The sequence below is a fragment of the Agrobacterium sp. CGMCC 11546 genome, from assembly GCF_013365515.1.
Taxonomy (GTDB): domain Bacteria; phylum Pseudomonadota; class Alphaproteobacteria; order Rhizobiales; family Rhizobiaceae; genus Agrobacterium; species Agrobacterium fabrum.
On sequence record NZ_CP047387.1, the window covers coordinates 2,941,244 to 2,960,763 of the forward strand.

The 19,520-nt window shown below is 57.1% G+C and carries 23 protein-coding genes, 1 tRNA gene and 1 pseudogene; 11 read left to right on the forward strand and 14 right to left on the reverse strand.

Features of this window, described 5'->3' with window-relative positions; all coding sequences use genetic code 11:
- Window positions 1–18: 18 nt before the first annotated feature.
- From GSF67_RS14405 to GSF67_RS14430, 6 genes are all read right to left on the reverse strand, one after another.
- Window positions 19–1,302 carry a CpaE family protein gene (locus GSF67_RS14405; RefSeq protein WP_006310064.1) on the reverse strand — a complete coding sequence of 428 codons (1,284 nt, stop codon included), beginning with the start codon at window positions 1,300–1,302 and terminating at the stop codon, window positions 19–21.
- Window positions 1,303–1,336: 34 nt separating this feature from the next.
- Window positions 1,337–2,029: a CpaD family pilus assembly protein gene (locus tag GSF67_RS14410; RefSeq protein WP_006310065.1), complete on the reverse strand. Its 693-nt coding sequence runs from the start codon at window positions 2,027–2,029 to the stop codon at window positions 1,337–1,339.
- A 56-nt stretch (window positions 2,030–2,085) separates the two neighbouring features.
- A complete protein-coding gene (locus GSF67_RS14415) occupies window positions 2,086–3,669 on the reverse strand; it encodes a type II and III secretion system protein family protein (RefSeq protein ID WP_006310066.1) in 1,584 nt (527 codons plus the stop codon).
- On the reverse strand, window positions 3,666–4,472 hold the full coding sequence (gene cpaB, locus GSF67_RS14420; protein ID WP_006310067.1) for a Flp pilus assembly protein CpaB: 807 nt from the start codon (window positions 4,470–4,472) through the stop codon (window positions 3,666–3,668). The genes GSF67_RS14415 and cpaB overlap by 4 nt, the downstream gene beginning before the upstream one ends.
- Window positions 4,473–4,605: 133 nt before the next feature.
- Window positions 4,606–5,118: a prepilin peptidase gene (locus tag GSF67_RS14425; RefSeq protein ID WP_006310068.1), complete on the reverse strand. Its 513-nt coding sequence runs from the start codon at window positions 5,116–5,118 to the stop codon at window positions 4,606–4,608.
- A 101-nt stretch (window positions 5,119–5,219) separates the two neighbouring features.
- Window positions 5,220–5,411 carry a Flp family type IVb pilin gene (locus GSF67_RS14430; protein WP_006310069.1) on the reverse strand — a complete coding sequence of 64 codons (192 nt, stop codon included), beginning with the start codon at window positions 5,409–5,411 and terminating at the stop codon, window positions 5,220–5,222.
- A gap of 443 nt (window positions 5,412–5,854) precedes the next feature.
- On the opposite strand from GSF67_RS14430, the gene GSF67_RS14435 reads away from it, so the two are divergent.
- Window positions 5,855–6,238, forward strand: a complete 384-nt coding sequence (locus GSF67_RS14435) for a pilus assembly protein N-terminal domain-containing protein (RefSeq protein WP_010970742.1) — start codon at window positions 5,855–5,857, stop codon at window positions 6,236–6,238.
- Window positions 6,239–6,426: 188 nt separating this feature from the next.
- Here the strand turns inward: GSF67_RS14435 and GSF67_RS14440 are convergent.
- A tRNA-Leu gene (locus GSF67_RS14440) sits at window positions 6,427–6,513 on the reverse strand.
- A gap of 119 nt (window positions 6,514–6,632) precedes the next feature.
- Window positions 6,633–6,938, reverse strand: coding sequence for a SelT/SelW/SelH family protein (locus GSF67_RS14445; RefSeq protein WP_006310071.1), 306 nt, complete (start codon window positions 6,936–6,938; stop codon window positions 6,633–6,635).
- 136 nt (window positions 6,939–7,074) lie between these two features.
- Between GSF67_RS14445 and GSF67_RS14450 the strand changes: the two genes are divergently transcribed.
- From GSF67_RS14450 to GSF67_RS14465, 4 genes are all read left to right on the forward strand, one after another.
- Window positions 7,075–7,524: a DoxX family protein gene (locus GSF67_RS14450; protein ID WP_006310072.1), complete on the forward strand. Its 450-nt coding sequence runs from the start codon at window positions 7,075–7,077 to the stop codon at window positions 7,522–7,524.
- Window positions 7,525–7,660: 136 nt separating this feature from the next.
- Window positions 7,661–8,359: a GMP synthase gene (locus GSF67_RS14455; protein ID WP_006310073.1), complete on the forward strand. Its 699-nt coding sequence runs from the start codon at window positions 7,661–7,663 to the stop codon at window positions 8,357–8,359.
- Window positions 8,360–8,446: 87 nt separating this feature from the next.
- A complete protein-coding gene (locus tag GSF67_RS14460) occupies window positions 8,447–8,635 on the forward strand; it encodes a YegP family protein (protein WP_006310075.1) in 189 nt (62 codons plus the stop codon).
- 180 nt (window positions 8,636–8,815) lie between these two features.
- Window positions 8,816–9,913: a GH25 family lysozyme gene (locus tag GSF67_RS14465; protein ID WP_006310076.1), complete on the forward strand. Its 1,098-nt coding sequence runs from the start codon at window positions 8,816–8,818 to the stop codon at window positions 9,911–9,913.
- Window positions 9,914–9,916: 3 nt separating this feature from the next.
- Here the strand turns inward: GSF67_RS14465 and GSF67_RS14470 are convergent, their stop codons facing one another.
- Complete coding sequence (locus GSF67_RS14470; protein WP_006310077.1) at window positions 9,917–10,792, reverse strand: DMT family transporter; 876 nt, start codon at window positions 10,790–10,792, stop codon at window positions 9,917–9,919.
- Between the two features lie 83 nt (window positions 10,793–10,875).
- On the opposite strand from GSF67_RS14470, the gene GSF67_RS14475 reads away from it, so the two are divergent.
- Together GSF67_RS14475 and GSF67_RS14480 are read left to right on the forward strand one after the other, a co-directional pair.
- Window positions 10,876–12,297 (forward strand): PLP-dependent aminotransferase family protein, encoded by a 1,422-nt coding sequence (locus GSF67_RS14475; protein WP_083815609.1) that lies wholly within the window; start codon window positions 10,876–10,878, stop codon window positions 12,295–12,297.
- Between the two features lie 95 nt (window positions 12,298–12,392).
- A complete protein-coding gene (locus GSF67_RS14480) occupies window positions 12,393–12,710 on the forward strand; it encodes a hypothetical protein (protein WP_006310079.1) in 318 nt (105 codons plus the stop codon).
- A gap of 71 nt (window positions 12,711–12,781) precedes the next feature.
- On the opposite strand, the gene GSF67_RS14485 is transcribed toward GSF67_RS14480, so the two are convergent.
- Window positions 12,782–13,240 (reverse strand): Rrf2 family transcriptional regulator, encoded by a 459-nt coding sequence (locus GSF67_RS14485; RefSeq protein ID WP_006310080.1) that lies wholly within the window; start codon window positions 13,238–13,240, stop codon window positions 12,782–12,784.
- A 153-nt stretch (window positions 13,241–13,393) separates the two neighbouring features.
- Here GSF67_RS14485 and GSF67_RS14490 point away from each other — a divergent pair, with 153 nt between their 5' ends.
- The gene (locus GSF67_RS14490; protein WP_006310081.1) at window positions 13,394–14,287 is read left to right on the forward strand and encodes an NAD(P)/FAD-dependent oxidoreductase; all 894 of its coding nucleotides are present in this window, start codon (window positions 13,394–13,396) and stop codon (window positions 14,285–14,287) included.
- Here GSF67_RS14490 and GSF67_RS14495 read toward each other — a convergent pair.
- Window positions 14,284–15,060 carry an AraC family transcriptional regulator gene (locus tag GSF67_RS14495; RefSeq protein WP_006310082.1) on the reverse strand — a complete coding sequence of 259 codons (777 nt, stop codon included), beginning with the start codon at window positions 15,058–15,060 and terminating at the stop codon, window positions 14,284–14,286. The two genes, GSF67_RS14490 and GSF67_RS14495, sit on opposite strands and share 4 nt — an antisense overlap.
- Before the next feature lie 94 nt (window positions 15,061–15,154).
- On the opposite strand from GSF67_RS14495, the gene GSF67_RS14500 reads away from it, so the two are divergent.
- A complete protein-coding gene (locus GSF67_RS14500) occupies window positions 15,155–15,562 on the forward strand; it encodes a DUF2000 family protein (RefSeq protein ID WP_006310083.1) in 408 nt (135 codons plus the stop codon).
- A gap of 94 nt (window positions 15,563–15,656) precedes the next feature.
- A pseudogene (locus GSF67_RS14505) lies at window positions 15,657–15,847 on the forward strand (thioredoxin reductase); the annotation flags it as partial.
- Window positions 15,848–15,910: 63 nt separating this feature from the next.
- Here GSF67_RS14505 and GSF67_RS14510 read toward each other — a convergent pair.
- The gene (locus GSF67_RS14510; protein WP_006310085.1) at window positions 15,911–16,138 is read right to left on the reverse strand and encodes a DUF2188 domain-containing protein; all 228 of its coding nucleotides are present in this window, start codon (window positions 16,136–16,138) and stop codon (window positions 15,911–15,913) included.
- Window positions 16,139–16,153: 15 nt separating this feature from the next.
- A complete protein-coding gene (locus GSF67_RS14515; protein ID WP_006310086.1) occupies window positions 16,154–16,351 on the reverse strand; it encodes a hypothetical protein in 198 nt (65 codons plus the stop codon).
- A gap of 316 nt (window positions 16,352–16,667) precedes the next feature.
- Between GSF67_RS14515 and GSF67_RS14520 the strand changes: the two genes are divergently transcribed.
- Window positions 16,668–17,666 (forward strand): hypothetical protein, encoded by a 999-nt coding sequence (locus tag GSF67_RS14520; RefSeq protein ID WP_006310087.1) that lies wholly within the window; start codon window positions 16,668–16,670, stop codon window positions 17,664–17,666.
- Between the two features lies 1 nt (window position 17,667).
- Here the strand turns inward: GSF67_RS14520 and lepA are convergent, their stop codons facing one another.
- Window positions 17,668–19,494 carry a translation elongation factor 4 gene (lepA, locus tag GSF67_RS14525; protein ID WP_006310088.1) on the reverse strand — a complete coding sequence of 609 codons (1,827 nt, stop codon included), beginning with the start codon at window positions 19,492–19,494 and terminating at the stop codon, window positions 17,668–17,670.
- Between the last annotated feature and the right edge of the window lie 26 nt (window positions 19,495–19,520).

Below are 19,520 nucleotides of genomic sequence, written 5' to 3' on the forward strand. Positions count from 1 at the left end.
AGGGCGCAGGCAGAAGGCCTACTTGCGCTTGAGAATATTCTTCAGTTTTTCCAGACCGCCGCGCCGGTTTTTGCGCATCACGGAGCGGCCTGTGATGGTGTGTGCGATCTGCGAGAAGGTTTCCGCAGTCTGGGATTTTTCGTCCATCTCGCTGATCATACGGCCGCTATTGGCGGCATTTCCGAACAATTGTGCGTCGAAGGGGATGATCGCGGCCGGCTCGATTTCCAAGGGCTCAAGAAAATCCGCCGGCATAATTTCCGGACGTTTCGGCATGCCGACCTGATTGAGAACGAGATGCGGTAACTTATCATTGGGTCTGAGCTTGATCAGCGCATCAAAGAGGTTCTTCGTGTTGCGCAGATTGGCAAGATCGGGAACCGCCGTAATGACCACCTCGTCGGCTTCCGCAAGGACTGCCCGGGTCCAGTCGCACCATTGGTGGGGAAGATCGAGAACAGCAACGGGTGCGCTTCGCTGCAAGACCTCGAGGATCGGCAGAAACGCCTGACGATCGAGATCATAGGTCCTGTCGAGAAGAGACGGTGCTGCCAGGAGCGACAGGTGGTCGGAACATTTCGTCAGAAGGCGGTCGAGAAAAACCTCGTCCAGTCGCTCCGGTGAAAAGACAGCTTCAGCCATGCCCTGTGCGGGATCCTGATCGAAATCGATATTGGCCGTTCCATAGGCAAGATCCATATCCGCCAGAATGGTTTCCGTGGAGAAGAGGCTAGAAATGCCGAAAGCGCAATTATGCGCGATGGTGGAGGAACCCACGCCGCCTTTGGCGCCGATGAAGGCGATGTTGCGGCCGAGCGGTTCGGCCTCCGGATCGACGAAGATCGCGGCGATCGAACCGAGCAGATCGGCCATGTTGACCGGTGCAACGAGATATTCGGAAATGCCGTTGCGGATGAGATCGCGATAAAGCGTGATGTCGTTGTGCCGGCCGATAATGATGACGCGGGTGGAGGGATCACACACTTCCGCCAGCGGCGCGAGATCGTTCAGCAGTGATGCAGTCGAGCTAGCCGTTTCGAGAATGATGAGATTGGGTGTGGGCGATGCGGAAAACATCGTCGCCGCCGCATTGATATCACCCTTGGTCACCCGCAGGGTAACCCTGCTCATGCGCCTGTCGCTCGACAGAGCTTCCATGACGGCCTGCATAGCGTCGCTGACGCAGAAGGCGTGGATGGAGATACGGGGCAGGGGCCGCAGGCGATCCATATCCGAAGCGCGCAGCGGCGGCTCGGCTTCCGCGCCACCGCTTGGCTTGATGTCGTATTCTACAGCGCTCATCGTTTTTCCTGCCGTGAGAAATGGTGGACCTGCATCAGTTTGTCGGTGCTGTTGAAGTACCGCTGCGATAGGTATCGATAACCACCGCCCGGCGTTCGGCATCAATTGGGCTCATGCCGCGCGGGCCGACCAGATCCATGGGATTGGCGATCTGCGCTGCGAGATTGCTCTGTGAGGCGCATCCGAAGTTGTACCAGTTCTTGTTTGCGAAGGTATTGTCCGAAAGATCCTCAGGCCACTGGCCGCATTGGCCGGTCATCGCGGTAACGGCGACATAGCTCAGGCGGATGGGAGCGGAGTCGCCATTCGGAGAAGCGGCATAGCGCGTTTCCATGATCTTGCCTTGAGCCACACCCGCGCCGGAAAGCGTGGAGCGAATCTGTTTCGCCATTCTCGCTGCCGTTGCGGAATTGGGCGATCCCGAAGGCATCTGAATGTTGACGATACCCGTCGACATTGACGCATAATTCTGGGCAAAGCCACGGACATTGTCTGCCATGGCCGTGGTCAAGCGGCTGTCGCCGGCAGAAACCGGAATATCAAGCGAATGCTCGGCTTCCGACAGGGTAATAGGGTGGCGCGTGCGATAATCGTCGGGAATGGCATTGGTGGTCATCGGGTCGCGCGCGCAGCCCTGCAGCAGGCCGGCAGCTAGCGCAGCCACGGCGAGGAGGCCGGCCCTTCTTCCGGGCAAATGGAGGGAAAAGGCGGAAGAGTTTTCCTGCATGACGTTTCCTGCCCGGATCGGGCTCGCTGTGGAGAGGGAACTGGGTGCGCGCGTCGTCATTTGTAGATGAACCCCACTGATCCCTGATAGGGAGCCGCCTGAACCTGATCCTTGCGGCCATAGACCTTGTTGACGCGGTTCATGAAATACATCGCCGCATCGTTTTCCGGGTTGAAGTTGTCATCCGGCCGGGCGATCTGGTTGCGGGCAACGGGCCGCACCAGATAGGGCGTCGCGATGATGACAAGTTCCGTTTCGTTGCGCAGGAACTCCTTGCTGCGGAAAAGCGTGCCAAAGATCGGGATTTTTGACATGCCGGGAAGCCCGGACATCGCCTGCCGCACATTGTCCTGAACAAGACCCGCAATCACGATCGATCCGCCCGAAGGAAGCTCAACCGTCGTGGAGGTCTCGCGCTTGCGCACCGACATGAAGGTTGAGCCTGGGATCGTTCGACCCCCATTTCCGGTTACAACGTTGCCTTCATAGGTAGGCTCGGAAACATTGGTCTCAATCTTGAGACTGATGCGGCCGGGCGAAAGCACGACAGGCTTGAAGTTCAAAGTGATGCCATAGTCGACCGTATTAGTCGTTCGTGTAATCGTCGGCCGTCCGGTTTCCTTGTCGATGTCGACTTCCTGTTCTGCGGCAAGCCTGAAATCGCCTCCGACATAGAACTTCGCCTGCTCTCCGGAAATAGCAGTCAGGCTCGGCTCTGCCAATGTGCGCATGACGCCGGCCTGCTCCATGGCATTGAGATAGGAAGCAAATCTGAGGGAGCCCGAGCCTATCGCACCGCTGGCAATTCTGGATGCGCCGTCAATCGCATTGCCCAGATTGGATGGATTCGCAAATTCGAAACCATTCCCGCTTGTCGAACTGCTGATCGAGCCGTTAAATCCGAGCTGCTTCAGAACCTGCCTGCTGACTTCCGCGACAGTGACTTTCAGCGTTACCTGATCCTCGCCTTCGATCGTCAGCATGTTCACGATTTGCGATACCTGCCGGCGCTCGGCAAAAATTGCCGCATCGCCGCCATTGTTGCCGCCCGTGAGCGATATGTTGCGTGTGGTGGCCTCGCCGCCCTTCAGAAAGGCGTCGGCAAGTTGCACCGCGCGTGCGGAATCCTGCGGCGTGCGCACCGATCCCGTGAGAACGATGTTGTCCGAGACGATTTCCACCTTGATGTCCGACTCGGGAATAAAGCGGCGGATATTCGCCTCCAGCCCCGAAATGTCGCGCTCAACCTCGAGATCGAGGCTGACGATTTCCCGACCACCGTCACCAAAAATGAAGATGTTGGTCTGTCCCACCATTTTCCCGAAAAGGTAGATGCGTCTCGATGTCCGGGTCACAGCGTCGGCAAGGCTCGGGTCGGCAACGAGAATGTCATGCGCATCTTCCGGCAGGTCGATGACCAGCGCCTTATTCAGCCCGAGTTTAAGGCGCTTACGAATGCCCGTGCCACTTTCGGTGATCCGAACGATGCTTGCGCTTTGCGCTTCCGCCTCGCTGGTGCGCAGGAAATCGGGAGAATGCTGGCCGGGAACGCCTGAAAAAGCCAGGCAGAATGCAAGCCCGCCTGCCATCGACGAGCGCAGATGGTGTTTGAAACGTTTTGTCATGAGCCCCCCGGTCACTGTGAGGCTCCTTGACCGCTCTTCACGATCGAGCCGGATTTGATCACCTGAATTTCCGGCTGGCCGGAACTTCCGCTGAGAAGATGGCCGGCCGAAAGCGTATCGTTTTCCTGCGCATCTGCGACTGAACGCAAGGCGAGCGTGAGACGGTCCGCCATCTGTTGCGCCACGGTTATGATCTTTGCCTGTTCGGGGGTCAGTTCGAGCGTCGCGGTAGCACCGACCACGGCTGCTATGCCGTCTTCGCCTTCCTTGATCTGCTGGTCGATCGCCAGAACACGGACGTTGTTCAAAACATTTTCGGTCAGGAAGTTACCATTCTCGCCCTTGCGGACCATGATGACATCAACCCGGTCGTTCGGCAGTACGAAGCCACCCGCACCGGTCGAGACGGAAATCTCGGTAGCGACGGCGCGTTTGCCGGCGGGCAAAAGCGAAGACATGATGCGGGTGCTGGAATCGACCACTTTTTCCGGCCGGATCGGCTCACCTTCGAACAGGGGCAACCGCACGACCGTGCCCGCGAGCTCGGTGATGGCGTCGGGCCTTTTCGCTTGCGTTATGAAACTGTCGACCACATTGCCCTGTGGCCAGGGTGTCCAGCGCATGGAGCTGTCGTTCAGACGGCTGCCGACGGGCAGATTGACGGAAGAGATGAGAACGTTGACCGTCGGTTCTTTCTGGATAATCGTTTCCGCTTTTTCGATGACCTGCTTCGCGCCGGAAATCTGCATGGCGACGAGGCCGGCAAGACCGGCGGCCACCAGGGCAACGGAAAGAATGACGATACGCGACGGTTTCATGCTCGATCCTTGAGGGAATCAGATTCTTCTTCCCTTAGGATGGCGCGTGATTGGTATATTTATGGTTAATATTGTCCTGAAGTATGTGGTTAACAAACTTCTAATCTCAGGATAAAAATAAGAGTTTTTGAAATTATAAAATACTGGCGATCGCTGCTTTGACGAGAGGAGCTTCGCCATAGGTTAGAAGCCCCGCAATCGCGATACCAATTCCGTAGGGAATTTTCTGCGCAACCATCAGGGAATCGGGAATGGGAATTCCGAAAGCCATGATTTCCTGTGACCGAGATCGCAGAAGCAGGATGCCGACTGTTAATGCTCCGCCGACCAGTGTTACGGCAAGTAGAAACTCTACCAGAGAAATGTTGAAACCGTACCACACTGCCGCTCCAGTTAAGAGCTTAGCATCGCCTCCGCCCATGACATTGGCGGCAAAAAGCGCGAAACAGCCAAGAAATACAATCAGTCCGCCCGCTAAACTCAAACCAAATGTCTGAAAATCCATTCCCGCGAAGGGAGCGATAAAAGCGAAAGACAATAAAAGCACGACGGTTATCACGTTAGGGATCGTCATGCTGAAAAGGTCATTTAAAGCAGCAAAACAAAGGCAAAGCGGAAGAATAAGAAAAATTGCCGCGACAATCATAAATAGCCTACCTTCGTTGACCTAGTGCTGCCGGCCACGCGAAAATGCAGGCAACGTCCGCACTTGTGTGGGGTCGTCACCTGCACGATGCTTTTCAATGATCAGACGCCGCCGGTCGAAGCCTTGGAGTCCGTGAACGACTTGCCAATAAAGGTAAATGTGTCCTTGAGCTTGCCGCCGAGCGTTGAAGCGCCGCCGATGATGGCGACAGAAATGAGGGCAGCGATCAAGCCGTATTCGATGGCGGTCGCGCCGGATTCGTCCTTGAGGAAACGAGCGAAAATCTTGGTCATGAGGTCTCTCCTAAATCTTGTTTGGTTCAGCACGCCGACAACTGTTCTCCGTTGTTCGGTTGCGTTCAAACTACAGCCGAGCGATTTCCAAGCGCTTAAAAAAAACGATTAACTCAAAGTAAACGGAAGGATGAGTTCCTCTTGGTAAATAAAAATGAAAAGTATTTTCTGCATTTTTATATTTGCGGATAAATAAGTGTATTTTAAGCCTTATCACTTTTCTCTTTTTTAGAAGTGCCGTTTCACGGAGACGCACATGTTCAGTTTTGAGGCGATTGAAGAGTGATGAAAATACCATCTCGTTACACGTGACGATCATCCGCATTGCGGATTCGTGCCATTTAACGCTTCATTCACTAAAACCGCGCATTCTGTGGCGCAATAAACTGTGCTGATAGTAAGCAAGGGCCAAACGCGTGTCATCCGGAAAACTGGCGAAAATCATGGTCGGCTTGTCCGTCTTCCTCGGGGCTGCGGCGCAGCCGGTTTTTGCCCAGGACGATATATTGCGCGTTTCGATGAATCACGCCCGCGTTCTCCGCCTCGACCGTCCCGTGAGCAAGGTTATCGTCGGAAACTCCAAGGTCGCTGATGCCACGGTCGCTGATGCAACGACCATCGTTCTAACCGGGCGCAGTTTTGGCACGACCAATCTTGTGCTTCTTGATGCCGAAGGCAATCCCATCGTGGATGAGCGCATTCTCGTCTCCATCGACGAGGGTAATACGGTTCGTGTATTCCGCCAGACGGAGCGCACGGTGCTGTCCTGTACGCCGAATTGCGAACAGCATTCGCAAAATAGCGGCGACAAGGACGCTCAGCCCTGACAGGGCACTTTTTGCATCATTCTGACATGACAGCAGGCCTTCCGATGGAAACGGAAGTCGCTCGTCTTCAGCTTTTCTGAACGTGAAAAAGACGAAAAAAGCAACATGCTTCCCGGCATTTGCCGGTCGGCTATATGTTGCTTTTTTTTTCGGATAAGTATTTGATCTGGCTAAGATCAAAAATGGAATGGTGCCCAGAAGAGGACTCGAACCTCCACACCCTTTCGAGTACCAGCACCTGAAGCTGGCGCGTCTACCAATTCCGCCATCTGGGCGACGGAGAGCGATGTACGAGGGCAGCCGCCCGGTGTCAACAGACTTTTTGAACTTTTATGACGATCATTGATTTTAAAGGGAAAAAACTTAATCCGGGCTGTTGAAACATGTCGCCTGGTCAGGTGTCGAGGCCCTCGTGCTTCGTTCTGTCGACATGACCGAGGTCTCTCTCCGGATCGATGATGTCACGGATTCTCTGCTTGAGTTCTTTTGGGCCGGGAAAACCGCCATCGCGTTTGCGTTCCCATATGATCGTCCCATCAACTGTGATCTCGAACAGGCCGCCGGTCGAAGGAATGAGACTGACTTCGCCGATATCAGAAGCGAAGGTTTGCAGGATTTCCTGCGCCATCCAGCCTGCGCGCAGCAGCCAGTTGCATTGTGTGCAGTAGCGAATGGCTATGCGGGGTTTTGTCTCGGACATCCCAAAATCTCCTTCAGCGCAATATGCTCACGATAATGTCAACTTTAATACTCATGTTTTTACCGGGCGCGTGCTTGTTCTTATCATATGGCTTTGCGAACAGAGAAGCTGTCGAAGGCTGAAACGTGGAGATCCTATGGCCCAGTTCGAGAATAATCGTCAGCGTCTTTTCGTTCCGGCGGTCGCGCCGCTTTATAATTCGACCCATGATCTGGTGGAGACCATTCTGCGCGTCGCGGCCGGGCTTCTTCTTGTTACCCATGGGTTTGGCAAGATCGTCAATCCTCTCGGCGCCGTCGGCATGGTGGAGAGCCTTGGCTTTTACCCTGGCGTCTTCTGGTCGCCGCTGCTTGCCGCCACGGAATTTTTCGGCGGCATTCTTGTCGCCATCGGCCTGTTCACGCGGCCAGCATCTTTCGCTGCCATGATCGTGCTCTTGGTCACGGTCTATTTTCACGGCATCGTAAAGGCGGAAGGTCTGGGCGGTGCGGAAAAATCGATTCTCTGGGCTGCGATTTTCCTGTTCTTCGCCGTGCGCGGCGGCAACCGGCATTCGGTCGACGCCAAGCTGGCGCGTGAATTCTGAGGCTTAAAACGCCGCGCCGTCCGCTACCGCCTCAAAGACGATACCGCGCTCTTGAAAATCGTTTTTTCCCGTGGTGAAGCTGGACTCAATCGGCAATTTTTGCCGATTGAGTCCGTCGTCGTCGCCAAGAGGTCTTATGCGCGTAGCAATCATAGAAAACATGGCGGGCACGCCGCATGGGCAAATTGGCGTCGCCCTGCGAGAGGCAGCGGCGGATATTCACGTCATCCGCGCCTATGCGGGCGATTCTCTTCCTGAAGATGCGGACGACCATGATGCGCTTGTTGTGCTGGGCGGCGAACAGAACGCGATAGATGATGTGCTTTATCCCTATCTTCCGGACCTGGCGCTTCTGATGAAGGCCTTCGGCGATGCGGGCAAGGCAGTCATGGGTGTTTGCCTCGGCAGCCAGTTGCTGGCGCGCGCCTATGGCGGAGAGAATATTCTCTCAGGCCCGCCGGAATTCGGCTGGCAGGATGTGTCCCTGACGCCGGAGGGCTTATCCGATCCGCTTTTGGCCGGGCAGCAGCAGAACTTCCCGATCTTTCAGTGGCATTGTGACACTTTTACGCTTCCGCCCGATGCCACGCGCCTTGCGACCAATGCCGCGACACAAAACCAGGCCTTTCGTATCGGACGGGCGGCCTATGGCACCCAGTTCCATTTCGAGGCTTCCACCGAGGTTGTCGACGAATGGTGTCGGAGATTTCCGGGTTCCGTCGAAAGAATGTCGCCCGGCTGGCTGGAAAATTACGGTGACCACCGTGGCACGCGGGCGCAGATGGCCGACATGGCCGGTCTGGAAATAGCCCGCGCCTGGATTCGGCTGATCTGACAGCGGTGATTTTCGGTTGCGAATTGAACAGGTTCTGCTCAAGATTGCGACGGGTTCACTTCGATTTGCAACAGAGGCGCAAAGATCATGTATAAATTCGAAATCTATCAGGACAAAGCCGGCGAATATCGCTTCCGCTTCAAGGCATCCAATGGCGAGACGATGTTTTCGTCGGAAGGGTACAAGGCAAAGGCATCGGCTATCCACGCGATCGAATCGATCAAGAGAAACTTTGCCGGTGCCGATACCGTCGATCTCACCACAATGACGGCCTGAGCGCCGCCCTTGCGCGAGAACTCGAAGCGTTTCGCCTGTCATAAATGACGGGCGCATCGACAGGTGCCGGCGTAAAGATAAGATTCAGTCTTTTTTGATAATCTTCCGTTAGCATTTGTCTTTCGAGGTCTGCGGGTGGCGTCTGAGTGCCCCCCGATTTTGTTTTGCGTACGGGTTCTCATGCGTTCATCGGCTGCACCAGCACTTCTCTTCGGTTGCCTTCTGCTTGGCGGCTGCACGTCCAGTTCCGGGCCGGAAAGCCTGATGGCTGGCTTGCCGTCGAAGGAAACCACCAGTTCGGTCAAGCCATCGGCGCCGGTGCCGCAGGCAAGTGTCGGCACGCAGCCGATTACGGCTCAGCCACGGCAGGAAGTCCTGGCGTGGGGCGGGCCGGTGCCGGATGAGCCCAAGGCCTTTTCCGCCGTCACGCCGAGGGCATCCCTGCCGCAGAATGCGCCTGAAATCCGTCTGCCCGTTCCTTCGCAGACCGGAATGGTGCGACCGGCAGAACGGCCGATGGAGCGCCCGGTGCAATTGGCCATGGCTGCCGCTCCGGCGGCGAGCGCTGGCGCGCAGATCCGCTCCCGCATCTTCCGCTCCAGTTTCAGCGATGCCAAGCCCATCAATTTCGGCCGGGTTCAGCCACGCCATTTCCAGGTCCATGGGGTGGATGTGTCCCGCTGGCAGGCGAATATAGACTGGCCGCAGCTGCGCACCCGCGGTGCGAATTTCGCGTTCATCAAGGCGACGGATGGCGGCGATCATCTCGATCCGATGTTCCGCACCAACTGGCAGCGCGCGAAGGAAGCAGGCATCCGCCGCGGCGCCTATCACTTCTTTTATTGGTGCCGCAACGCCAGCGAACAGGCGGACTGGTTCATTCGCAACGTGCCGCGCGATCCGGATGCGCTGCCGCCGGTCATCGACGTGGAATATAACGGCGAATCGAGCTGCAAAATGCGCCATTCCCGCGAACGCGTTCTGGAAAAGATGCGTGTCTTCATGGACAAGCTCGAGCGCCATTATGGTCAGCGGCCGATCATCTATACGGCGCCCGATTTCTACAAGGACAACCTCCAGGGCGAATTCCAGGATTATCCCTTCTGGCTGCGTGCAGTCGCTCAGCACCCGTCAGCGGTCTATCCCGGTCGCAAGTGGCTATTCTGGCAATATTCCGGCTCCGGCCTGTCGCATGGCGTAGACGGCCGCATCGATCTCAATGTCTTCAACGGCAGCGAGGAATCCTGGCATCGCTGGGTCGACCGTCGTTCGAGCTGATGATCAGCGCGCGAATTTTCGCGCGCCCGCAACGCACAGCACCACCACCAGCGTCACGCTGATCATGGCCGGGCTCACCTCTTCGTGCAGCAGAGTTGCGGCGAGCGCGAGCCCGAAGAAGGGCTGGAGCAGTTGCAGCTGCCCCACCGCAGCGATGCCGCCCAGCGCCAGCCCGCGATACCAGAAAATGAAACCGATCAGCATGCTGAACAGCGAGACATAGGCAAGGCCGCCCCAGGCCCGCGGGTCTATGCCGCCAAGCGTTTCCGGCCCGGTAAAAAAGGCAAGCGGCAGCATCACGGGCAGGGAAAGCACCAGCGCCCAGGAAATGACCTGCCAGCCGCCCAGCTTCCGCGAAAGGGCAGCGCCCTCCGCATAACCGAGCCCGCAGACGATGATTGCGCCGAGCATGAGAAGATCGCCGACAAGCGAGGCCTCGATCCCGGCGGCGAACGAATTCGACAGGGAGAAACCCGCCACCAGCGCGCTGCCGAGGCAGGAGAACAGCCAGAAGACAGGGCGCGGGCGCTCTCCGCCGCGCATAACCGCAAAGATTGCAGTTGCAAGCGGCAGCAGCCCCACAAAAATGATGGAATGCGCCGAGGTGACATGCCGCAGCGCGAGCGCGGTCAAAAGCGGGAAACCCACCACGACCCCAATCGAGACGATGATCAGCGATGTCAGATCACCGCGCGCCGGGCGCTTCTGCCTGAACAGAAACAGCAACGCCAGCGCCAACAGGCCCGCAATGCTGGCGCGGGCGGCGGTCAGGAACACCGGGTCGAAACCCGTTACCGCAAGGCGTGTCGCGGGCAGAGACCCGCTGAATATCACCACGCCCGTCAGCCCGTTCAGCCAACCGCTTGTCGTCTTGTCCATGATCGTCTCCTGCCTTTTGCCTTTCTTGATCCGGAATGGCTGGCAGGAACAGCGACAATACGCTACAATATCAATAAACTGTTATGGTCTTAAAAGCAGTACAGTTAGGGACGGATGTGGACGGGAAGGTTACGGCAGGCACACGCATCGAAAAAGTGATGGCGAATATCCGCCAGCGCATCGCCTCGCGCAGCCTTGTTCCGGGCGGGCGCCTGCCATCCGTGCGGGCACTGGCAAAGACCATGCAGCTTTCCACGTCCACCATTGTCGAGGCTTATGACCGGCTTGTGGCGGATGGTACGATAAGCTCGCGCCCCGGCTCAGGTTTTTTCGTCGCCGGTCCGCTTGCGCCGCTCTCGCTTGCCGATATCGAACCGCGGCTCGACAGGGCGGTGGACCCCTTGTGGGTTTCGCGACAGGCGCTGGATGACGGTTCCGCTCTCGCCAAGCCCGGCTGCGGCTGGCTTCCGGCATCGTGGATGCCACAGGAGGGATTGCGGCGGGCGATGCGAGGGCTGGCCCGTGCCGATGACGCCTTGCTGACGGATTACGGCAGCCCGATGGGGCTGTTGCCGTTGCGTCAGCTTCTGTCACGGCGGCTGGCCGAACACGGTGTACAGGCAGGAGCGAGCCAGATCATGCTCACCGATTCCGGCACGCAGGCAATCGATCTTCTCTGCCGTTTCCTGCTGCAGCCGCGGGATACGGTTGTTGTCGACGACCCCTGCTACTTCAATTTCCACGCCCTGTTGCGAGCGCATCGGGTGAAGATCGTCGGGGTGCCCTATACACCTGCTGGACCCGACCTGCCACTTTTCGAGCAGGCGCTGAAAGAGCACCAGCCGCGGCTTTATATCACCAATTCCGCGATCCATAATCCGACTGGCGCAAGACTATCCGCCGTTTCCGCCCATCGCCTGCTGATGCTGGCCGAACAGGCGGGCCTGACCATCATCGAGGATGATATTTTTGCCGATTTCGAAACGCAGGCGGCTCCCCGGCTGGCGGCTTTTGATGGTCTGAACCGCGTTGTCCAGATCGGCAGCTTTTCCAAGACGCTGTCCGCCTCCGTGCGATGCGGTTTCATCGCGGCACCCCAGGCATGGGTGGAAGCCCTGACCGACCTCAAGATCGCCACGGCTTTCGGTGGAACGCATTTTTCGGCGGCGCTTGTCCTGTCGCTTTTGACGGATGGAAGTTATCGCAAGCATGTCGAGGCTCTCCGGCAGCGTCTTGCGGCTGCGGTGCCGGAGGCGGCAACCCGTCTGAGATCGATCGGATGTATGCCGTGGATCGAGCCGCAGGCGGGCATGTTCCTGTGGTGCCGCCTGCCGGAAGGGATAGATGCCGCCGATGTGGCGCAGCGGGCGCTTGCACGGCAGGTGGTGCTGGCCCCCGGCAATGTGTTCAGCTCGTCGCAGAACGCTTCCGGTTTCATGCGTTTCAACGTGTCGCAAATGGTCGGCCCGCAGGTCATGACGGTGCTCGCGGATGCCCTTCGATGAGTGACTGGCCTTACCCATTTATCGGCATTTGAAGGAAATCGGAACAAAATCCCGTGAACGTCGTTTTCTCCGCAGAATGAAGAGGAGGAAACACCATGACATTCGATCCCAATAACCCGCGTCCGGACCGCGATTTACGTCCGGAACTGAATATCAGCAATGAACCGCATGCCCGCACGTCGTCGTCCTGGGTACCGTGGTTGGCGATCATCGTTGTCGTTCTGGTCGGCGTTTTCGCTTGGTCGCAGATGAGCGGCCCGACCACCGATCCGGCAACGACGTCCTCCACCACGCCGCCTGCGGCAACGGATCAGGCACCGGCGCCGATGGCTCCGACTACCCCGGCAACGCCGCCCGTGAACAACACGGCACCGGCAAGCCCGAATACGGGTGGCACGCAGACCCAGCCTTAACGGGTTGATTGATATCATAAAACCGCCTGCTTTTCGGCAGGCGGTTTTTCTTTGTGAAAAGCCAACCGCGCTTAAAGCTGCTCCATGGCGGAGGGGCAGTTGGAAAGCTTCGACCAACGATTGATCGACTCCTCTGCGAGCGTCGAAAGCGTTATGCTTCCAAAGCGGGACAACAGGATGTTTTCCGCCTCGTTCATGGCGTCGAAAAGTGCTGCATTGACCGCCTGTTCGATGACGCAATTAGGATTGTCGCCGGCCAGCCCGATCGAGAACAGCTCCGGTGCGCCAAGCGCCCGGTAAATGTCGAGCAGCGTGATCTCGGTGAGCGGCCGTGCCAGCACCCACCCGCCGCCATGGCCTTTTTCCGACGATACGTAACCATGCTCCCGTAGGCCAGCCATCGTGCGGCGCACCACCACGGGATTGGTCTGCAGCATCGCCGCTATGTTTTCGGAGGTCGCGGCACCCTCATGTTTTTCCATATGGATCAGAATATGCAGCACCCGAGAAAGGCGCGTGTCGTGTCTCATTGCCAAGCCCATCCATTTATCTGGACGCTATCAGTTTGGATGTGACGTAACAATATAAGTTGCGTGACTATTGACTTCAAAATTCATGTAACAATATAAGTTTCATGAAAATGAACGGCGCTTCCGCCTCGTTCCCTGAACAATGGGTGCATCATGAAATTCGACGTCATCATTATCGGCGGCAGCTATGCCGGCCTTTCCGCCGCCCTGCAGCTTGGTCGCGCCAGAAAGAACATCCTGATCGTGGATACCGGCGAACGCAGAAATCGTTTCGCCAGCCATTCACACGGTTTCCTCGGGCAGGATGGCAAGGCGCCGGGCGAGATTATCGCCGAGGCACGCCAGCAGATCGAACGTTACCCCACGATACATTGGGTCGAGGGCAGGGTGACCGACGCCAAGGGCTCTTTCGGCGAGTTCGTCGTTGAGATCGACGGCCGCCGCCGGGAGACGGCGGGCCGGCTTATCCTCGCCATGGGTGTGACCGATGAACTTCCTGAGATTGCCGGGCTGAGGGAGCGCTGGGGTTCTGCGGTCTTTCATTGCCCTTATTGCCATGGCTATGAACTCGATCAGGGAAAAATCGGCGTCATCGCCGCTTCACCAATGGCCATCCACCACGCGTTGATGCTTCCCGACTGGGGCGAGACGACCTTTTTTACCAATGGCATAGTCGAGCCGGATGCGGATCAGCATGCGCTGCTGGCAGCGCGCGGCGTCCGGATGGAAAAAACCAGCATCAGGGAGATTGCCCGGCATGCGGATGTCGTTCTGGCGGATGGCCGCAGCATCGCACTGGCCGGGCTTTTCACCCAGCCGAAATTGCGCATCACTGTGGATTGGATCGAAAAACTCGGCTGCGCGGTGGAGGAAGGGCCAATGGGATCGACCATCGTGACGGACCCAATGAAACAGACCACCGCCCGCGGCATCTTCGCCTGTGGCGATGTGGCAAGACCGGCCGGCTCGGTAGCGCTTGCGGTCGGCGATGGTGCCATGGCGGGCGCTGCGGCTCACCGGTCTATCCTGTTCCCGGAAATGCGCTAATGTGAGACGAGGTTCAGCCAACGGCCCGGGGGCATGCCGAAGGCATTTTTGAAATGCCGGGTGAAATGCGCCTGGTCCGCGAAACCGCAGGCAAACGCCGTTTCGGCAAGGCTCGCACCCGCGCGCATCATGTCCTTGCATTTTTGCAGCCGGCGCATGATGAGATAACGGTGCGGGCTGGTGCCGAACAGGCAACGAAAGTGCCGGAAAAGTGTGAAGCGGTCGAGCCCGCTTATCTGTTCCAGCTCCTGCGACACAACGGTGTTGGCGCTGTTTTCCAGCAGATAGTCCCGGCATCGCAGAACGGCGGCGCGGTCGATCCACTTGATGGGTCTGGCGTTTCCGTTCGAATGTTTCCAGAGCAGATCCGAAAGCCGCGATTGCCAGTCAGTGAGAAGCAGACTGTCAGGTTCGCCGTCGAGATTGCCGAGTGCCTCGGCCAGGCATTGGCGGAACTCTTCGTCCTCAATGACGGCACTTAGGGCAAAGGGCAGCGTATTACATCCCGCCTCCGTCGTTTTCTCCGGTGGAAGGTAGAGCATGCGATAGTGCAGGCCTTCGTCCGTCCCCGCGCCACCATCGTGAACTTCATCGGGATGCAGAACGATGACATTTCCCGGCATGCTGAAATGCGACGTGCCGCGATAGGAAAAGGTCTGTACGCCGGAAAGCGTGACGCCGAGCGCATAGGTATCATGGCGATGTGGTGCATAGGCATTGCCGTGAAAGCGCGCGTCTATGCGCTCTATGCCTTCGCTGGAGCGGGCCTGCACGATCCCTTCGAATTTGCACGAACGTTCAAGATCGTTGCTGCCCCGAGGCGCTAGGATCGCTTCTCTTTCGTAACCACAGCCAGATTGAGTTCGCATGTTTGATACCAAGATCGCCGTCATTCTTCGTGATGACCTTGCCGTGTGGCAAAAACTGAACGTCACCGCATTTCTCATGTCCGGCATTGTCGCCCAGACCGGAGAGATCATCGGGGAACCATACCGCGATGGCGCAGGCAACGTCTACAATCCCCTGTCTATTCAGCCCATCGTCGTCATGGCCACGGATCAGGAGGCGTTGCGGAAAATCCACCAGCGTTCCCTCGAGCGTGACATCACGACATCGCTCTACATCGAGGAAATGTTCGCGACCGGCCACGATGCCGCCAACCGCCAGGTGTTTTCGGAGTTTTCTCCCGACACTGCCAAGGTGGTCGGCATGGCGCTGAGGGCCGACAGGAAGATCGTCGACAAGATCACCAAGGGTGCGAAGCTGCACGCTTGAGGATCGGCCTTCAAACGCAAAAGGGAGGCTGTGTGCCTCCCTTCAATAGCGATGCAGTGATTGCCGCTTATTCGTCGTTCATCTTCAGAGCGGCGATATCGAAAAACTCGGCTGCGCGGTGAAGGAGGGGCCAATGGGATCGACCATCGTGACGGACCGATGAAACAGACCACCGCCCGCGGCATCTTCGCGTGTGGCGATGTGGCAAGACCGGCCGGCTCGGTCGCCCTTGCGGTGGGCGATGGCGCTGCGGCTCACCGGTCCATGCTGTTCCCGGAAATATGAAAATCAAAGGAGTTTATAAAGCTGGTGGCCCACGGAGGCCACCAGCACCAGCAAAAAGATCAGTCAGCCCTTGGGTGGAAAGGGATCATTGCCATAGGAGTTACGCTCGCGGATACGACCGTTTTCTCCATGAATCAGCATTTCCGTTGCCTGATTTTGTGCGATCCCGCGGGCAATATTGATTGCTTCGCGTTGAGTTTCCACCACCCTCGTCGCCCTTTCTGCACCGGCACCTTTTACGGCCCAGCCATCGGGATGAGGAACAACGTGTTGATTACGCTTATTCGTCATGTTCAGAACCTTTCGTCACGCGGAACGCCGGGAAAGCGCGGCTTCACGGCTGCCGACATGTTTCCGCTCTTTAAGGACATCATTAACGCGACCCGGATTGACATCGAAACTCGCTGCAATCCGGTTCTGAAATTCACCCTTCCATTGGCGAAGCCAAATCTGGACGGCATCATCAAAAGTGAGCGTGTAGCTCGGCATATTGTCGTTGGTCATTATATTCTCCTGACTACGACGGAATGCCCTCTTGAAACGGAGACCGGAAAATGCGATTCTAAAAGTGTTAAGTGCTTCAGATATCGGCATTCCCAGTTATTCCGTCCAACGGATTTGGGCTTGTCCGCTGACACCATGGGTCACATTTCAGGTCGGGTACCAGCCCACCTGCTTTGTGGCCCTTTTTGTTACTGCCAACCGCGACGGTGCTCTTGGGTGTGGTTGGCTGCCCCTCTTCTAATCATTGCGATTCTCCTGATCTCTTTCATTTGATAATATCATTCGGGTTGCTTGGCAATAAATATTCGGGTAGCCTATGAAAATTATCGCGATAATGCGTGATAGTGTTTTGGGGAATGTTATGGCTGATGAAGAAAACGGGAAATTAGCGCCGCAACAGCGTAGTCCTGCGTATCCTTACATATCGCTGGATCTGGCGATAGAAAGAACGAAGCGAATTTTTACAGAGGTTCGTGACCACCCGCAACCAAGGGAGGTTCTAGCGAAGGCATATGGAAAACCGGTAACGAGCAGCGCGACGATCCAAACGTTTGCTACGTTGCTGCAGTATGGTTTGCTCGAAAATGTCTCCGGCCCAGCACGGAAAATGCGCGTGTCCACGCTTGCTCAAGGAATTCTAAATCCACATGCCCCACAAGAGAAAGTGCGGCAAGGATTAAAGGTAGCAGCGCTTAATCCACCGATATTTTCTGAGCTTTGGTCCCGTTTTGGCGATGCTGTCGGGCTGAATGACAGCGTTCCTCTTTACTATCTCACGTCCGATAGGGGACATGAGCACGGAGGAGTATTTACCGATAAGGCTGCATATGAAGTGCTTCGTGTTTATCGGGCGACCTTGTCGTTTGCCGGTGTAAATAGCGAAGCAGGTTCGGATAGTAGCGACCAACAGGAAGCTTCACATCACACTAATGTCGAAGCTAAGGTTGGTGACTTTGTTCAGATAGAAATTGGCGGCGCATTTCAATTAAAAGAGCCAAAACGCGTTGAGAAAATTCAGGAGTACGAAGGGCGTCTATGGGTCTTCCTCGAAGGTGAAAAAACCGGGGTGGAGATAGGGCAGGTTGTTGTTCAAGAAGCCAGTAATGCGCCCGAAAAACCAATTTCGCCGCCTGTGCGTGATTTACCTGATAGCGATAGTCGGGTGCCGGAAGGATGGAGCGAAGAGAACTTAATCGATGATGGTGGTGACGAGATACGAATACGCTACCGAGGCAAAGCAACGGTAGCGCGTTACGAATTTATTCGGGACTATCTGGACTTTAAGATTCAAAGGCTCGGAAAAAAAACAACCTAGCTTATTCGTCGTTCATCTTCAGAGCGGCGATAAAGGCTTCCTGCGGAATTTCCACCTTGCCGAACTGGCGCATGCGCTTTTTGCCTTCCTTCTGCTTGTCCAGAAGCTTGCGCTTGCGCGTTGCGTCACCGCCGTAACACTTCGCCGTCACGTCCTTGCGCAGCGCGCGCACGGTTTCGCGGGCGATGACCTTGCCACCGATGGCGGCCTGGATCGGGATCTGGAACATGTGCGGCGGAATGAGTTCCTTCAGCTTTTCGCACATGCCGCGCCCGCGCCGGTCGGCCGCAGAGCGGTGCACCAGCATGGAGAGGGCATCGACAGGATCGCCATTGACGAGGATCGACATCTTGACGAGATCGCCTTCGCGATAGTCGATGATGTTGTAATCGAACGAGGCGTAACCCTTGGAGATGGATTTCAGGCGGTCATAGAAATCGAACACGACTTCGTTGAGCGGCAGTTCATAGGTGATCATTGCTCGGTTGCCGACATAGGTCAACTCCGTCTGCAGGCCGCGCCGGTCCTGACAGAGCTTCAGGATGCCGCCGAGATATTCATCCGGCGTCAGGATCGTCGCCTTGATCCACGGCTCGCGGATTTCCTTGATCTTCACCACGTCCGGCATGTCGGCCGGGTTGTGAAGTTCCTTTTCCGTGCCATCCGTCAGCGTCATTTCATAGACAACCGAAGGGGCGGTGGCGACGAGATCGAGATTGAACTCGCGCTCAAGGCGTTCCTGGATGATTTCGAGATGCAGCAGGCCGAGGAAGCCGCAGCGGAAACCGAAACCGAGGGCGGCTGACGATTCCATTTCGAAGGAGAAGGAAGCGTCGTTGAGGCGAAGTTTGCCGACAGCCGCGCGCAGGTCTTCGAAGTCTGCCGCATCGACCGGGAAGAGACCGCAGAACACCACGGGCTGCGCGGGCTTGAAGCCGGGCAGGGCCTGCGCCGTCGGGCGCTTGTCGTCGGTGATCGTATCGCCAACGCGGGTGTCGGCGACTTCCTTGATCGAGGCGGTGATGAAACCGATCTCGCCGGGGCCGAGGCTGTCGACATTGACCATCTTCGGGGTAAGTACGCCAACGCGCTCGACGCCGTATTTCGCGCCCGAGCCCATCATGCGGATCTGCTGGCCCTTGCTCAGCACGCCGTCGATGACGCGCACCAGAACCATGACGCCGAGATAGGTGTCGTACCAGCTGTCGACCAGCAGTGCCTTCAGCGGCCCGTTTTCGGCGACATCGCTTTTCGGCGGCGGCAAACGGTTGACGATGGCTTCCAGAACATCGGGAATGCCAAGACCGGTCTTGGCCGAGATCATCACGGCGTCGGAGGCGTCGATACCGATCACTTCCTCGATCTGTTCCTTGATGCGTTCTGGTTCGGCCGCCGGCAGGTCGATCTTGTTCAAGACCGTGACCAGCTCGTGATTGTTGTCGATCGCCTGATAGACGTTGGCGAGCGTCTGGGCTTCCACGCCCTGCGATGCGTCAACCACCAGCAGCGAACCTTCGCAGGCCGAAAGCGAGCGGGACACTTCGTAGGCAAAGTCGACGTGACCGGGCGTGTCGATGAGGTTCAGCACATAGGTCTCGCCGTTATTCGCCTTGTAGTGCAGGCGTACGGTCTGGGCCTTGATGGTGATGCCGCGCTCGCGCTCGATATCCATCGAATCGAGAACCTGTTCCGACATGTCGCGCTCGGCAAGGCCGCCCGTCGACTGGATCAACCGGTCGGCCAGCGTCGATTTGCCGTGATCGATGTGGGCAACGATCGAGAAGTTGCGGATATGGTCCAGGGGCGTGCGGGTCGAATTTGTGCTCATGTTCCGCGCTATAGCAGGGGCTTGTC

Coding starts and splice junctions, on each gene's coding strand:
- lepA (WP_006310088.1), bottom strand. CDS start 19,494: ATGAGCACAAATTCGACCCGCACGCCCCTGGACCATATCCGCAACTTC.
- GSF67_RS14430 (WP_006310069.1), bottom strand. CDS start 5,411: ATGACCAAGATTTTCGCTCGTTTCCTCAAGGACGAATCCGGCGCGACC.
- GSF67_RS14475 (WP_083815609.1), top strand. CDS start 10,876: ATGGTCTTAAAAGCAGTACAGTTAGGGACGGATGTGGACGGGAAGGTT.
- GSF67_RS14465 (WP_006310076.1), top strand. CDS start 8,816: ATGCGTTCATCGGCTGCACCAGCACTTCTCTTCGGTTGCCTTCTGCTT.
- GSF67_RS14510 (WP_006310085.1), bottom strand. CDS start 16,138: ATGACGAATAAGCGTAATCAACACGTTGTTCCTCATCCCGATGGCTGG.
- GSF67_RS14425 (WP_006310068.1), bottom strand. CDS start 5,118: ATGATTGTCGCGGCAATTTTTCTTATTCTTCCGCTTTGCCTTTGTTTT.
- GSF67_RS14410 (WP_006310065.1), bottom strand. CDS start 2,029: ATGCAGGAAAACTCTTCCGCCTTTTCCCTCCATTTGCCCGGAAGAAGG.
- GSF67_RS14480 (WP_006310079.1), top strand. CDS start 12,393: ATGACATTCGATCCCAATAACCCGCGTCCGGACCGCGATTTACGTCCG.
- GSF67_RS14460 (WP_006310075.1), top strand. CDS start 8,447: ATGTATAAATTCGAAATCTATCAGGACAAAGCCGGCGAATATCGCTTC.
- GSF67_RS14445 (WP_006310071.1), bottom strand. CDS start 6,938: ATGTCCGAGACAAAACCCCGCATAGCCATTCGCTACTGCACACAATGC.
- GSF67_RS14450 (WP_006310072.1), top strand. CDS start 7,075: ATGGCCCAGTTCGAGAATAATCGTCAGCGTCTTTTCGTTCCGGCGGTC.
- GSF67_RS14500 (WP_006310083.1), top strand. CDS start 15,155: ATGTTTGATACCAAGATCGCCGTCATTCTTCGTGATGACCTTGCCGTG.
- cpaB (WP_006310067.1), bottom strand. CDS start 4,472: ATGAAACCGTCGCGTATCGTCATTCTTTCCGTTGCCCTGGTGGCCGCC.
- GSF67_RS14455 (WP_006310073.1), top strand. CDS start 7,661: ATGCGCGTAGCAATCATAGAAAACATGGCGGGCACGCCGCATGGGCAA.
- GSF67_RS14405 (WP_006310064.1), bottom strand. CDS start 1,302: ATGAGCGCTGTAGAATACGACATCAAGCCAAGCGGTGGCGCGGAAGCC.
- GSF67_RS14435 (WP_010970742.1), top strand. CDS start 5,855: ATGGTCGGCTTGTCCGTCTTCCTCGGGGCTGCGGCGCAGCCGGTTTTT.
- GSF67_RS14490 (WP_006310081.1), top strand. CDS start 13,394: ATGAAATTCGACGTCATCATTATCGGCGGCAGCTATGCCGGCCTTTCC.
- GSF67_RS14485 (WP_006310080.1), bottom strand. CDS start 13,240: ATGAGACACGACACGCGCCTTTCTCGGGTGCTGCATATTCTGATCCAT.
- GSF67_RS14470 (WP_006310077.1), bottom strand. CDS start 10,792: ATGGACAAGACGACAAGCGGTTGGCTGAACGGGCTGACGGGCGTGGTG.
- GSF67_RS14520 (WP_006310087.1), top strand. CDS start 16,668: ATGAAAATTATCGCGATAATGCGTGATAGTGTTTTGGGGAATGTTATG.
- GSF67_RS14515 (WP_006310086.1), bottom strand. CDS start 16,351: ATGACCAACGACAATATGCCGAGCTACACGCTCACTTTTGATGATGCC.